This window comes from Embleya sp. NPDC001921, assembly GCF_053594475.1.
In genome coordinates, this window is the sequence record NZ_JBSFEO010000001.1 from 37,303 (window position 1) to 51,116 (window position 13,814).

Here is a 13,814-nt window from a genome sequence, read left to right on the forward strand (position 1 = left end):
GGGGCCGGGCACGCCTTTCAAGGGCTCGGTCCGCAATACAGTCGGGTACGCCGTCCTGCCGACGGGACAACGCTTCGCTCCGACCGTCGACGCGACCGTACCCGCGCGCCAGGACCGCCGGCTTCGTCTCGTGGAGCCGTGCACCGCACCAGGTCACCGAAAGGGTGAGTTCCGCATGTTCGTTCCCAAGCAGTATCGCGAACCGGACGGTTCGTGGATGGTCGAGCTGATCCGTCGAAATCCATTGGCGCTCCTGGTGCTGAACGGCACCCCGACGGACGGCCCTTTCGCCACGCATCTGCCGATCATTCCCGACCCGGAGATGACCGACGAATGGACCGATGACCTGTCCGGCGCGACATTGCTGGGCCACATGAACCGGGCGAATCCGCATTGGGGCGCGCTGACCACCGGCGACACCGTGCTGCTGACCTTCACCGGCCCGCACGCGTATGTCTCTCCGACCGTGTACGAGATCACCCCGGCCGCGCCCACCTGGAATTTCACTTCCGTGCACGTCCGCGGCACGGTGCACAAGATCGATTCGATGGAGGAGACCCTCGGCGTCGTGCAATCCACCGTGCGGGCCTTCGAGGACGAGTTCGGCAACGCGTGGGACATGTCCGAGTCGGTCGACTACTTCCGCAAGATCGTGCCCGCCGTGGGCGCGTTCCGGATCCGGGTCTCCCGGGCCGACGGCATGTTCAAGCTCAGCCAGGAGCAACCGGCCGAGATACGCGACCGGGTGGCGCGCTCGTTCGACGGGCGCGAGTGCAGCCGGCATCGCGAAACGGCCGCGATGATGAGCCGGTTGCCCTGACCGGGCGAGACCACGCCGATGGGCCCGCGCTCGGTCGTTGAGCACGGGCCCGAGGTCGTCACGGACCGAGTCGCCCCGGGCCACTCGGATCCCGCGATGTCGCCCTACCGCATGCCGGTACCGGCATACTCCCTACCGCCCCACTGCCTTGCCGCCCTGCCGCTTCGGCGCCACCGGAGCATCACACGCTCACACCGGCCTGCTCCTGGACGTCCTCCAGGACCCGCTCGGCGGCGTGGTCGAGCGTGGCGAGTACCCACTGCTCGAAGTCGATCCCCGATTGTTCCGCGGCCTTGTGCCACCAGCGGATGCGATCACCGGGCACCGCGAGACGACGCGTCGCCTCGGTTTGGCGACCGTCCCGCACTTCGTCCGCTCGCGCATCGCGGATAGCGTTGCGCAGTTGCTTGGTGGTCCACTTCATCTGTTCGGCACGGTCCAGCCACAACTCCTGTTCGGCAACCGGAAGCGAGGCCAGCTCCGCGTGATGCTGAAAACTCAGAGCCGATCGCCGTCGATCGAACTCGAATCGTCGCGATACCCAGGCATAATTCCTTAACGTCTGATAGCTTAATCCCGCGGCACGTATCCCTCGCTGGTACAGGTCTGTGTAATGGTCCTTTCCATACACAAGCCAGTCGCCGAGCCACCACGATGAGGAATCCAAGATTCCGGACAGCTTGCGTCCGGCCTGCTCCCAGTCTTCGAAGGTGATGTCTGCAGGTATTTGCAGACCCACTTTCGTCGTGAGCAAACGGCCGCAATGCGGATTTTCTCCGGCGACTCTTCGCGGTCGAGCCACAATCCCGGGACCCGAGCGAAGCGGTGTATCCCTTGCGCTTTCGTGACTTCTGGTTTGGTTCGCCACCATGCCTCCATGTGAGTGCACGCTCGAACAAGCGAATTTTGCGCCATTCGCTGCTGCTACTGCGCAGCTCGTTGCCACGGGGGTATGCCAGACATATCCGATATGCATTCGATCGTCCACCGTGCCCGCACGGCCGACTCCGCCGATCCCCCTCGGATCACCCCTGGCCGGGCGATCGGCGACACGGACTTCGGAAACGCGCGGCGATGCCGCACGACCATCGCGGTCGTACGGACGGACAAGGTCGACATATGTACGAATGCGTGCATCAACGACTCGCCCCGTTCGCCTCTTTACAGATCCCCGTTGGCGTTGCGGCTGTCGGCGTCACACCCTGCCGACACCTGAAGATCCACATTCAAAGTGGTTCTCTTCGAAGGCCTACCCGAGTAGATCCCAGCAACTGCCGGAAATCAAGGAAGCGGCCGCTAATTGTTTCGGAGCGACACCGAGCGCAACCGCTCGGTAGTCGAGCCCACCATTCCGGCACCGGCGAAAAATATCCGTCCAACCGTGTCGTGTCCTCGGCCGGCCACGGAAAAGAGCCTGCGCACCGGAGGTGTCGATCCCTGTTCCGGTCGGCGTTCGAGTCGGCCGGGTTTCGCGGGGGTGGTCACTATAGAGGTATTCACCTGTTCCGGCTCGGCTACTCGCGCGTCTTGACGCCGTCCTAACGACGTAGATAGACGGAGGCCACCGCGTATTCATAGCGAAGCCGGGTTCGGAATGCCTCCGGCCATCCGGATGGATTTCACCGGGGCCCGCCCGGCGCTCGGATCGGCGGCCCGTCGCAACGCGTCGAGCGCTGCGATCCGGCCACGCGGGATCGGGGCGGGAGGGTGCCCGAGAGCGCGGTCGAGAGCTTGCGGTTCGATGCTGTGAGGTTGAGTCCGGCTACGTTCCGACACCGTTCTCGGCGGGTCCGGGAGCGGCGGGCGGTTGGTACGGGCGCCCGATCGCCGGAGTCGCCCGGCCGCCGGCGGCGCGTGCGCCACGCGCTCGAACGCCTGACGCGCCGACACCGGCGGCACCGGGCCGGGTCGATCCCAAGCGGCCTCGACTCCACCGCTCCCGGAGCCGGTTCGCGGCTGTCCGGGCGACGTCCGCGGGCGGCGCTCGGGCAATCGCGGCCGGGCACCGGCGGCGACGCGAGGCGTTCGGCCTACGCGGGTGCCTCCCCGCCCCTCCACCCCGGCGGTCGGGGCGAGCTCATACCTCGGGTGGTCGATATACCGCGTGGGTTCGATCCTGCGATGCTCGCCGGGCAATTGCATCCGCGCCGGGCACCGAAAACGTTGGCATTACGCGGGCGCGGCGCACCGGAAATCGTGCTTATCGATCGCCGGTGCCGAATATCCATGGCGCTCGCGCGGCACCGGGAGATCGGGCGCTGTTGTCCCGTCGACGGGACGAGACGCGCCACGCCTCGTGCTAGCTTCGGTCGGCGGCAAATCCCGCTCTTCGCCGGCCTGCGCGCATCATGCGCACGCCGTGTTTTCGCCCGGTGGAACGCACCGTTTCGCACCGGCATTGATTTTCGCCCGGACACAATCACGGAGAACAAGGGAATCAAGGTGGCCCAGACAAACGTTGAACAAATCTCGAACAACCACCGTACGGCGCGGTCGCGACGTTTCCTGATGTGCCGGCCGACCTATTTCGACGTCACCTATTCGATCAATCCGTGGATGGATCCGAGTGTGCCCACCTCGGCCGATACCGGTCTGGCCCAGTGGAAGCAGCTCCACGACGCCTACGTGGCACTCGGACACGACGTCGCGCTGATCGAACCGGTACCGGGATTGCCCGACATGGTGTTCGCGGCCAACGGCGCGACGGTCCTGGACGGCAAGGTGCTCGTCGCGCGGTTCCGCCACCCGCAGCGCGCCGACGAAGCCCCGGCCTACCTCGACTGGTTCCGCACCGCCGGCTGGTCGGAGGTGCGTCAGGCCGAGTACATCAACGAGGGCGAGGGCGACTTCCTGTACACCGGAAGCGAACTCCTGGCCGGCTGCGGCTTCCGCAGCGACCTGCGCGCGCACGACGAGGCCCGCGAGTTCTTCGGCGTCCCGGTGGTCGGCCTGACCCTGGTCGACCCGCGCTTCTACCACCTGGACACCGCGCTCACGGTGCTCGGACCGGGCGAGATCATGTACTACCCCGAGGCGTTCGCCCCGGACAGCCAACGTCTGCTGGCCGAGCGCTTCCCGGACGCGATCCTGGCCGACGAGGCCACCGCCGCCGTCTTCGGGCTCAACGCGCTGTCCGACGGGCGGCACGTACTCATGCCGGAGCGGGCCGTCGAGCTCTCCGGCTCGCAACTGCGCGAGCGCGGCTTCGTCCCGATCGGAATCGACCTCACCGAACTGCTCAAGGCCGGCGGCAACGCCAAGTGCTGCACGCTCGAACTGCGCGACTGAGCAAGCACGCGGCGCGCGAGTGCGGTGCCGGTGCCGGTGCCGCGGGAACGCCGCGCGGGCGCCGCGTACGCCCTGCGGGCGGTTCGTCCGGATTGAGTCCCGTCGACGGGACACCCCTTCGTCGGCGCCGGCACCGACGGGCCGCCCGGCCGGGCATCGTCGGCAACGCGCGGGTGCCGGCTTTCCGCGATGCGCCGAATTCCCCGCGAGAACGCGCGCCCACGACGCCGGGCTCCCGTTCACCGTATTCCAGGCGGAGGGTATGCTCGGGCTCGGTCGAAAACGACTTCCCGGAACGCGGATCGAGAACACGATCGACGCCCGATCCGGCCCGATTCGCGCGCGGGTCCACCGCATACCCGTATCGATGCCCGGACGAAGCCGATTGCCGGTCCCCATCCACCGACCGCCGGCGGAAAAAACCCTCACGCGGGTGCGTCCCTCGGCTTCGGCACGGAGAATCTCCGTCGAGGAAACGCCGGCAGCGGGAAACCGGACGCTCCGGGAATCCCCGGAACGCCGGATCCGGAACGCCGGGCTCCGGAATCCCGGGGACCCCGGAATCCGGAGGGCAAAGAATCCGATGGCGTGAGAAGTCCCGCCCGCACCGAGAAACGGCCCGCCGTCCGGCCGACCCGGTCGGGCGAAGGCGGCGGAGGCCGGCGTGGCGTGCGAGCGTCCGCCGCCCCGGCCGCGCAGCGCCACGCGATCGACGACGGCGCGCGTGTCGGCCGTCGTGATCGCCACCGAACCGGGTGAGCCGTCGCATCCGACGCGCGCACCGCATCCGGCGGGTCCGCCGCATCCCGCGGCCTTGCCACCCTCCGCGGACCCTCGGCATCCGAGCGGCCCGCCACGCCAGGTGGGCCCACCGAACCCGGCGGGCCCACCCAGGGCGTGTCCCTCGATCCCCCACCGCGTTCATCCCCACCGCATGCAAAGATCCGTCCAACAGGTTGGCTGGAGAGATTGACTCCACTCCGACCCCGCGAGCGGGCGAACAGTACGAAATCGGTGCCGACCGGACCCAAACCAGGCACCCGGTCCCCGGTCCGGGCCGAACGCGGCACACGAGCCCCCTAGGGTGTTGCCTGTTTCGGGATACGGATCTCGTCTACGGGGTGAGGAGGCCGGTCGGGGTGTCCGATGTGGACGTACCGGGTTCGAGCCCGTCGGGTTCCGACCCGCCGGGCTCCGACGAGGAGACCAAGTTCGTCACGATGCTCTATCGCGAGTACTCGCGGCCGTTGCTCGCGGTCGTCTCGCGGTTGAACGGCGGTGATCGCCAACGCGCCGAGGACAGCGTGCAGGAGGTGCTGGTCCGGGCCTGGCGCAACCGCGCCAAGCTGGATCCCGCCGCGCCGCTGCTGCCGTGGCTGGTCACCGTCGCCCGCCGACTCGTCATCGACGAGCAGCGGGCCCGCGCGGCCCGACCCCCGGAGGTCGGCGACGAGCCGTTGGCCGCGCTGCCCACCGGCGACGAGGTCGATCGCCTGCTGCGTTCGGTGGTGGTCGGGGACGCGTTGGACGCCCTCTCCACATCGCACCGGGAAATTTTGATCGAAACGTTCTTCCGCGACCGTACTGTCAATCAGGCGGCCGACGTACTCGGCATCCCGGCGGGTACGGCGAAGTCGCGCGTGTACTACGCGCTGCGCGCCCTGCGGGTCGTCCTGGAGGAGAGGGGGGTGTCGGCATGAGCGTCCAACCCGAACACGCGGATATCGCCGCGTATGCCCTCGGCCTGCTGGAGCCGGCGGACCGGGACGCGTTCGAGGAACACCTGGCCACGTGCGACCGGTGTCTCGACGAGCTGGCCGACTTCTCCGGCATGGCCACGCTGCTGACCGAGCTGCGCGACGAGGGTGTGTACGAACTGCCGGAGCCGCGCGACGAGGCCGGGCCGTCGGCGCCGGTCGCGGCCGCACCGCCGGCGCGCGCCACCCGGGCGCCCGGACCGGTCCTGACGCCGGTTTCGGAACCGGCCGGTACTCCGGCGACGGCTCCGCCCGCGGCACCCACCGCCGCGTCGACCGCCGCTCCGGCCGCCGGGTCCGGCCCCGCGGACGAACTGGCCGCGCGTCGGGCCCTCCGGCGCGGACCCCGGTGGTCCCTGCTGGTCGCCGCGTGCGTCGCGCTGCTCGTGATCGGCCTGGGCGCGGGTGTGCTCACCGGGCGGACCTGGCTCGAGGACGACTCGTCCACGTCGGCGCGGGAGGTGCCGTTCGACCCGATCAAGGCCATCGGCAAGAACGGCACGAGCGTTCGGGCGAGCGATCCGACCACCGGCGCGGCCGCACAGGTCGCGCTGGAGGGCAAGGCGTGGGGCACCAACCTCGCGCTCGAACTGCGGAACGTGCGCGGTCCGCTGCGGTGTTCGCTGATCGCGGTGGACAAGAACGGCAAGGAGCAGCAGATCTCGAGCTGGAGCGTCCCGGCCAAGGGCTACGGCGTGCCGGGCTCGGAGGCGCCGCTGGTGGTGCAGACCGGCACCTGGACGCCCAAGGACCAACTGGCCCGTTTCGACGTGCGCACCTCGGACGGCGGGACGTTGGTCAGCGTGCCCGTGTAGTTCGGGTTGCCCGGGCAACACCCGCGGGACGTGCGGCACGGGCCGAAGCGGCAGCGGTGGGCGTGCCCGGGCGACCGGATGAGCCGGAACGAACGCCGGTCCTGATGCCTCGTCGGATCCGACGAGGCATCAGGACCGTTCGGTTCGGCGCGGGTTACGCGAAGCGGCCTTGCAGCAGCCAGACCCCGGGGGCGCCGGGGTCGGCGACCGGGTCGCCGAGCAGGCCCCAGAATCGCTCCACCACCGCGGCGCGCGGCACGTCGGCCACGTCCATTCCCTCCGGGAAGACCGAGCTGAGCGCCTCGAGCACCTCACCGATGCGTTTGCGGCGCATGCCGATCAGTCGGGTGATGTCCGGCAGTTGGGTCTTCCAGCGGCCCACCACGGCCTCGGCGAGCAGGGTCTCCAGCTCCGGGCCCACACCGGAGACCTCGGCCAGGTCGCGCATCGACAGGCCGAGCGCGCGGACCAGGAAGCCGGTCCGCTCCTCGTCGGCCCGCCACTTGTTCGCCCGTTCGAGTCGGGTGTAGCCGAGTTCCTTCATCCGGACCCGATTGGCGAGTTCGGCGCGGGTGAGGCCGGCCGCGATCCGGTGGTCCTGGAGGTTGGTCGGTCGGCCGCCCATGAGTTGGCTCACGGGAACGACCAAGGACTTGGCGAGGGCGAGCAGTTCGGCTTCGTTCGGGCGCTCCGTACCGGCTTCCCACTGGGCCACGGTCGACGGCAGTACCCGCAGCTCGTACGAAGCCAATGTCGCGGCCACACGCTCGCAGGTTAGCGCCATCACCCCCCGGGCAGAGGCGGCTGCGGACGGCGAGAACGCCGGTCGGACATCGAGGTCATTGGGGTCGGTCACGCGGCAAGCATAGAAACCCCCGGCGGCGGTGTGGCGCCGACGTCGATGTGGAATCGGACGAAGTGGCGCACACCCGACGGACATCGGGGCGACTCGCGGTCCACGCCGGTCGGGCAGTCGGCCACACCGGGTCCGCACCCGGTCGACACCGATCGGCAACCGGTCGGCAACCGGTGATTACCGGTGCGGCCGCAGCTTCGTCACGTGTCGCGGCAGGGCCGGCGCGATCGACCACAACACCTCGGCCTCGATCTCGCCCGGATTCGTCCATCCGTGTTCCAGCCGCGCGGAGAACGTGGTCGAGTCGCCCGCGCCCAGGTGTCGCACGGTGCCGTCGACGGTCAGTTCCAGGCTGCCGCGGACCATGTACGCGAACACCGTCTCGGCCTCCAGCGTGTACGCGCCGCCGGAACCGCCGCCCGGGCTCAGCACGGTACGCATCACCTGCACGTGGGTCTCGTCCGCCGGGGTCAGCAGGAACTCCTCGATCCCGATGCCGCCCATCTCCAGCGGCGCGCCGATGCCGCTGCGCACCACGTCCTGGTCGGGATAGTCGAACAGGGCGGCGATGCTCGTGCCGACCGCGTCGCAGATGCGCAGCAGGGTCGGCACGGAAACCGACGCCTTGCCCCGCTCGGCCAGGCTCAGGAAGCCCTTGGTCACACCGGCGGCGCCGGCCACCTGGACCAGCGTCAGCCCCTGTGCCAGCCGCAGTTCGCGCAGCCGCGGGCCCACTCGGGACATCCGGCTGGAGGTGTCCCTGCCGGTCTCCTTGGCGGTGTCCCCGCCGGCGTCCCCGGAGGTGTCCCCGGGTGTGGCCACCGCGGGCTCGGCTTCGGGCGCGGCTTCGGGCTCGGGCTCCGCGCCGGGCGGGCGGCTCGGGTCGTCACCACGATGTTCACCGGGTTCTTCTCCGGAATGTGCTGGCACGCGCGACACGCTACCCGCCCTCCCCCGCTTCCCCGCACCGATCGCGGCCCGCCGAACGGTCCACAAAGGTTCGGATTCACCCTGCTCGGGGGTCTTTACGCCACGAGTTTACTCATGTAAAACCTTGACGAAAGTTTAGCGCTACTAAACGCGATCCCGTCCAGCCTGGAGCAGTCATGCGCACCATCCCCTCGCCGGCACCCGCCGACCGCATCCGCGGCGTGGTCCTGCGCCCCGGCAACGACCTCACCATGACCGACCTCGTCCTGGCCCCGCCCGGCTCGGGCGAGGTCGAGGTCGCGGTGGTCGCGGCCGGCGTGTGCCACTCGGACCTGCACGTGGTGCGCGGCGAGTGGGACGTGCCGATGCCGGTGGTGCTGGGTCACGAGGGTTCCGGTGTGGTGACCGCGCTCGGTCCCGACACCGAGGACTCGGGCCTGGCCGTCGGCGACCACGTGGTGCTGTCCTGGGTGCCGGCCTGCGGCGCCTGCCGGTACTGCCTCGCCGGTCGCCCCGCCGCGTGCTCCCTGGTCGCCGAGGTGGTCGCGCCCCTGGGCGTGCTGTACGACGGCACCAGTCGGCTGAGCTCGACCGACGGCGAGGAACTGCACCACTACCTCGGCGTGTCCTCGTTCGCCGACCGCGTGGTGGTCCCGGTCTCCGGCGCGATCAAGGTCCGCAAGGACGCGCCGCTGGACGCGCTGGCCCTGGTCGGCTGCGCCATCGCGACCGGCGTGGGCGCGGTCCGCAACACCGCGGGCGTCGAGGCCGGCGCGACGGTCGCGGTGATCGGCTGCGGCGGCGTGGGCCTGTCCTGTGTCCAGGGCGCCCGACTCTCCGGCGCGGGCCGGATCGTCGCGGTGGACGTGGTCGCGGACAAGCTCGACCTGGCCCGCAAGCTGGGCGCCACCGACACGATCGACGCGAGCACGGTCGACCCGGTGGCCGCGCTGCGCGCGCTGGTCCCCGAGGGCCTGGACTACGTGTTCGACGCGATCGGCAAGATCGCCACCACCGAGCAGGCCATCGCCGCGCTCGGCCAGGGCGGCGCGGCGGTGATCGTCGGCCTCCCGCCGACCGGCAGCACCGCCCGGTTCGACCCGCTCGCGCTGGCCGAGGCCGATCAGCGCATCCTCGGCTCGAACTACGGCTCGGTGGTCGCCCATCGCGACATCCCGATCCTGGTCGACCTCGTGGTCGGCGGCTTCCTGGACGTCGAGTCGATGATCTCGGCGCGGCGCCCGCTGGAAGAGGCCGGGGACGCGCTCGCGGACCTCAACGAGGGCCGCGCGCTTCGCCAATTGTTGATCACCGGCCACCGGCCGACGGCGCGGGAACCGGCCGAACCGGGCGTGGCCGCCGCCGACTCGGCCGGCCACGACTCGGCCGCGTACGACGCGTACACGGCGTACGCCGCACCCCGGTCCGCGTCCGGCCCGAGCACCCGCACCCCGTCCGCGTACGACCCCACCAGGCGCGAGGGCTGACCGATGACTACTCTCACTCCAGGCAATTCGGCCGGAAAGTCCGGAAAGGCGGCAAGCGTGCCCACATCCGCGGCCTCGTCCGGCGCACCGTCCGGCACCCCGACCCCCGGCGCCCCCTCCCCCGGTGTCGCGGCCCCCGGCGGGACCGACAGCGGCCTGGCCCGACGCAGTGTGACCAGCTTCGAGGTGGGCGCGCAGAGCGTGGCCAACGTCGCGCCGAGCGCGGTCATCGCGTTCGCCCCCGCGAGCATGGCCGCGTCCGCCGGCAACGGCGCGTGGTTCTCGTTCTTCCTGGCCATGGCCGCGGTGCTGGCGATCGCGTACTGCATCTGCGTGTTCGCCCGCCGCCGGGCCGGCACCGGCTCGCTGTACGCGTTCACCCGGCTCTCGCTCGGACCGTCCGGCGCGTTCGTGACCGGCTGGGCGCTGTTGATCGGCGCGGTGTGCATCGGCTCCGGCTCGCTGGCCGGCGCCGGCTACTACACCGGTCGCGCGCTCGACGGGATCGGCGCGGGCGCGTTCACGGGTGTGGCCGGTCAGGTACTGCTGGACCTGCTCCTCGCCGCGATCGCGGTCCGGCTGACCATCGCGAGCGTGCGCACCGCCGCGCGCGTGGCGGCGACGCTGGAGGTGGTCTCGATCGTGCTGATCGTGGTCGTGCTCCTCGCGGTGTTCTTCAAGAGCGGCAACGACCTGTTCGACACCGACCAACTCGCCCTGAGCGGCAGCACACTCGACGGCGTGGTGTTCGCGGTGGTCCTGGGCGTGCTCGGCTTCGTCGGCTTCGAGGGCGCGGCCTCGCTGGGCGCGGAGGCGACCGACCCGTACAAGGCGATCCCGCGCGCGGTGATGGGCAGCGCGCTGCTGGCCGGGCTGTTGTACATGTTCGCCACCTACGCCCAGGTGGTCGGCTTCGGCGGTCCGGACGGCCTGGTGGCCAGTGCCGACCCGATGGACGAACTGGCCGAACTCTCCGGGCTCGGCTTCCTGAAGTTCTTCCTGCACGCGGGCTTCGCGGCCTCGTTCCTGGCGGTGGTGATGGCCTGCGTCACGGTCGCGGCCCGACTGCTGTTCGGCATGGCCAGGGAGGGTGTCGTCCCGGCGCGCCTGGGCCGGGCGCACCCGACCCACAAGACCCCGTCCACCGCGATTTGGGTGGTCACCCCGTTCGTCGCGATCCCGACCGTGGCGGTGATCCTGGCCGGCACCGACGGCCTGGACGCGACCACCTACATCGACACGATCGGCGTCTTCGGCTACATGCTGTCGTACGTGCTGGTCTGCCTCGCCGCACCGCTCTTCGTCCGCAAGACCGGCGCCCGGGCCCTGGCGATCACCTGGGCCCTGGGCCTGATCGGCGCGGCGGCGATGGTCTACGTCTTCTACCGCAACCTGTGGCCGGTCCCGGAGTCCCCGCTCAACGTGCTGCCGTACGTCTTCGTCGGCGCGCTGGTGGTGGGCATCGCCGGCTACGCGATCCTGCGCCGGCGAGACCCGCAACGCGCCGACCGCGCCGGTACCTTCGCCGACGACGCGACCTGATCCCCCACCCCGGCCACCGGCCGCCGCCTCCCGCACACCGGGGGGTCGGCGGCCTCGGGTCTCGCGGAGCCCGCACCGGTCTCGGGTCGAGCCGGCGCCGGTCGCCGGTCGCCGGTCGCCGGTCGCCGCATATCACCGCCGCCCTCATCCGGTATCGAATCCGGCAAATGGCGAGAAATGGGTTCCGCGATATCGCGGGAGGTCGGGTGGATTTCGATGTGCGGGCGGATTTCCCTGGACATGAATTGACTAAACTTCGGGATACCACGATTCTTGCGTGCGGCGGCCCAGGGGTGGGGACCCCGGTGACAGACCCGGGCAGCGGGGGCCGCCTTTCATGAGGAGTCGTTTCTTTCATGTTCAGGACCCAGCGGGGTATATCCCGCGTGGCTTCGGCGTTCGCCGCCACCGGTCTGGCCGCGGTCGCGGTCGTCGGCCTGGCGCCTTCCGCGCACGCCGATGCCGACAGCACCAAGCTCCGGTTCCGGGGCCACGTGGACGACACGGAGGGCTCGGTGCGCCTGAAGGGCCACCCCTTCGGCGTGCAGACCGAGTTGATGATTCTCAGCCAGGAGCGCCGGGGGACGCCCGAGGTCCTGGTCTACTGCATCGACCTGGACACCACGGTCCGCGACGACGCCGAGTACCGCGAGGGCACCTGGGGGGAGTCCTGGCTCAACGACACGGCCAAGGTCGCGAAGATCAACTGGGTGCTGAACAACTCGTACCCGAAGACGTCCGACCTCAACGCGCTGGCCAAGACCGCGGGTCTGCCGCTGCACGAGCGCAAGGGCAAGAAGTTCTACGACCTCGACGCCGCCGAGGCCGTCGCGGCCACCCAGGCCGCGATCTGGCACTACAGCAACGGTGTCGACGCGAGCAGCGGCAACGGCGAGGATGTCAACGCGCTCTACGCGTACCTGACGGGGCCGGCCAACAAGGGTGAGTCCACCGAGCCCGGTGCCTCGCTCGAGTTGTCGCCGACCACCAAGTCCGGCAACGACGGCGACACTCCGGGCGTCGGCCCGATCACCGTCAAGACCTCCGGGACCGACCCGGTCGCGGTCAAGCTCGACGGCACCGTCCCGGACGGCGCCTCGCTGGTGGGCAAGGACGGCAAGCCGATCAACTCGGCCGCCAACGGCACCGAGCTCTACGTCAAGGCGCCCAAGACGCCGGGCGAGGCCAAGATCTCGGCCACCACCAAGGCCGGCATCAACATCGGCCGGGTCTTCCTGGGCAAGAACCGCAAGCACACCCAGACCCTGATCACCGCGGGCTCGCAGCCGTTCTCGGCCAGCGCCTCGGCCCAGGTCAAGTGGAGCCACAAGCCGGTTCCGGTGCCCTCGTCGGCGTACAAGGAGGACTGCGTCCAGGGCGGCGTCACCGTCACGCTGAAGAACACCGGTGACGGACCGGCCGACTTCAAGGTCAACGGCACCGCCGTGACCGTGCCGCCGAGCTCGACCAAGACGCAGTTCGTCAAGGTCGCCGAGGACACGGCCTACACGATCACGGTGTCCGGTCCGGGCAACTACGCGGCGACGTACACGGGCAAGCTCGACTGCGTCGAGACGCCGACCGTCCCGCCGACGACCGCGCCGCCGGTCTCCACCACGACGCCGAGCACGCCCAAGCCGCCGACCTCGAGCGCCCCGACCTCGAGCGCCCCGGCGACGTCCGCCGCGCCGACCACCTCCGCGCCGGCGACCACGTCCGCCCCGCCGACGACTTCGGCGCCGGCCACCAGCTCGGCCCCGACCACCCCGTCCGCTCCCGCGAGCTCGTCCGCGCCCGCGACCACCTCGGCGCCCCCGGCCACCAGCGCGCAGCCGACCGGCAGCGCGGGGCCGACCAAGCCGATCGTCGAACCCGGCACCGACGACCCGGCGGTTGTCGTGCCCTGGCTCCCGGTCGCCCCCGCGGGCAACGGCAAGGACCTGGCCAAGACCGGTGGCGACGACTCCTACACCGTCATGATCGCCGGCGCGGCCGCCGCGCTGCTGCTGGCCGGCGGAGGCGCGATCTACTTCAACCGTCGCCGCGCTCGCCACGAGGCCTGACGCCGTCGAGGCGCACCTCCGCACGAACGCTGAACCGGGTCGGGTCACCGGGTGATCCGATCCGACCGCGAGGGCCCCGCCGCACGGCGGGGCCCTTGTCGTTTCCCTCCGCGATTCCCGTGCGTATTTCCGCGAATGCAATCCGTGCTTTGTCGACAGCACGATTCATTTCCCCTACCGGCACCGAAGCGGCTCGATAATTCGAAAAGAACTCGACCGGAGCGGGAAGCCGACCGACGCCGGGAACGAGGGAGGC

The 13,814-nt window shown here is 70.3% G+C and carries 10 protein-coding genes; 7 read left to right on the forward strand and 3 right to left on the reverse strand.

What is annotated here, in order from left to right:
- Positions 1-175: 175 nt before the first annotated feature.
- On the forward strand, positions 176-820 hold the full coding sequence (locus ACWCPW_RS00155) for an FMN-binding negative transcriptional regulator (RefSeq protein WP_449759302.1): 645 nt from the start codon (positions 176-178) through the stop codon (positions 818-820).
- A gap of 181 nt (positions 821-1,001) precedes the next feature.
- On the opposite strand, the gene ACWCPW_RS00160 is transcribed toward ACWCPW_RS00155, so the two are convergent.
- Positions 1,002-1,574: an LmbU family transcriptional regulator gene (locus ACWCPW_RS00160; RefSeq protein ID WP_449759303.1), complete on the reverse strand. Its 573-nt coding sequence runs from the start codon at positions 1,572-1,574 to the stop codon at positions 1,002-1,004.
- A 1,688-nt stretch (positions 1,575-3,262) separates the two neighbouring features.
- Between ACWCPW_RS00160 and ddaH the strand changes: the two genes are divergently transcribed.
- The 3 genes from ddaH (at position 3,263) to ACWCPW_RS00175 (ending at position 6,680) form a co-directional block, all read left to right on the forward strand.
- Positions 3,263-4,108, forward strand: a complete 846-nt coding sequence (gene ddaH / locus ACWCPW_RS00165; protein ID WP_449759304.1) for a dimethylargininase — start codon at positions 3,263-3,265, stop codon at positions 4,106-4,108.
- 1,139 nt (positions 4,109-5,247) lie between these two features.
- Positions 5,248-5,808 (forward strand): sigma-70 family RNA polymerase sigma factor, encoded by a 561-nt coding sequence (locus ACWCPW_RS00170; RefSeq protein ID WP_395863689.1) that lies wholly within the window; start codon positions 5,248-5,250, stop codon positions 5,806-5,808.
- Complete coding sequence (locus ACWCPW_RS00175) at positions 5,805-6,680, forward strand: anti-sigma factor family protein (protein ID WP_449759305.1); 876 nt, start codon at positions 5,805-5,807, stop codon at positions 6,678-6,680. The genes ACWCPW_RS00170 and ACWCPW_RS00175 overlap by 4 nt, the downstream gene beginning before the upstream one ends.
- 154 nt (positions 6,681-6,834) lie before the next feature.
- Here ACWCPW_RS00175 and ACWCPW_RS00180 read toward each other — a convergent pair whose 3' ends face one another.
- Both ACWCPW_RS00180 and ACWCPW_RS00185 read right to left on the reverse strand, forming a co-directional pair.
- A complete protein-coding gene (locus tag ACWCPW_RS00180) occupies positions 6,835-7,443 on the reverse strand; it encodes a hypothetical protein (protein WP_449759306.1) in 609 nt (202 codons plus the stop codon).
- 270 nt (positions 7,444-7,713) lie between these two features.
- Positions 7,714-8,466 (reverse strand): helix-turn-helix domain-containing protein, encoded by a 753-nt coding sequence (locus ACWCPW_RS00185; protein WP_449759307.1) that lies wholly within the window; start codon positions 8,464-8,466, stop codon positions 7,714-7,716.
- A gap of 176 nt (positions 8,467-8,642) precedes the next feature.
- Between ACWCPW_RS00185 and ACWCPW_RS00190 the strand changes: the two genes are divergently transcribed.
- The 3 genes from ACWCPW_RS00190 to ACWCPW_RS00200 all read left to right on the forward strand — a co-directional run bounded on the left by ACWCPW_RS00190 (position 8,643) and on the right by ACWCPW_RS00200 (position 13,558).
- A complete protein-coding gene (locus tag ACWCPW_RS00190; RefSeq protein ID WP_449759308.1) occupies positions 8,643-9,953 on the forward strand; it encodes a zinc-binding dehydrogenase in 1,311 nt (436 codons plus the stop codon).
- A 57-nt stretch (positions 9,954-10,010) separates the two neighbouring features.
- A complete protein-coding gene (locus tag ACWCPW_RS00195) occupies positions 10,011-11,495 on the forward strand; it encodes an APC family permease (protein WP_449759309.1) in 1,485 nt (494 codons plus the stop codon).
- 356 nt (positions 11,496-11,851) lie between these two features.
- Positions 11,852-13,558, forward strand: coding sequence for a thioester domain-containing protein (locus ACWCPW_RS00200; protein WP_449759310.1), 1,707 nt, complete (start codon positions 11,852-11,854; stop codon positions 13,556-13,558).
- Positions 13,559-13,814: the final 256 nt, after the last annotated feature.

What these genes read in the sequence shown, in the direction of transcription:
- ACWCPW_RS00200 (WP_449759310.1), top strand. Translation starts at nt 11,852, where the DNA reads ATGTTCAGGACCCAGCGGGGTATATCCCGCGTGGCTTCGGCGTTCGCC.
- ACWCPW_RS00175 (WP_449759305.1), top strand. Translation starts at nt 5,805, where the DNA reads ATGAGCGTCCAACCCGAACACGCGGATATCGCCGCGTATGCCCTCGGC.
- ACWCPW_RS00190 (WP_449759308.1), top strand. Translation starts at nt 8,643, where the DNA reads ATGCGCACCATCCCCTCGCCGGCACCCGCCGACCGCATCCGCGGCGTG.
- ACWCPW_RS00155 (WP_449759302.1), top strand. Translation starts at nt 176, where the DNA reads ATGTTCGTTCCCAAGCAGTATCGCGAACCGGACGGTTCGTGGATGGTC.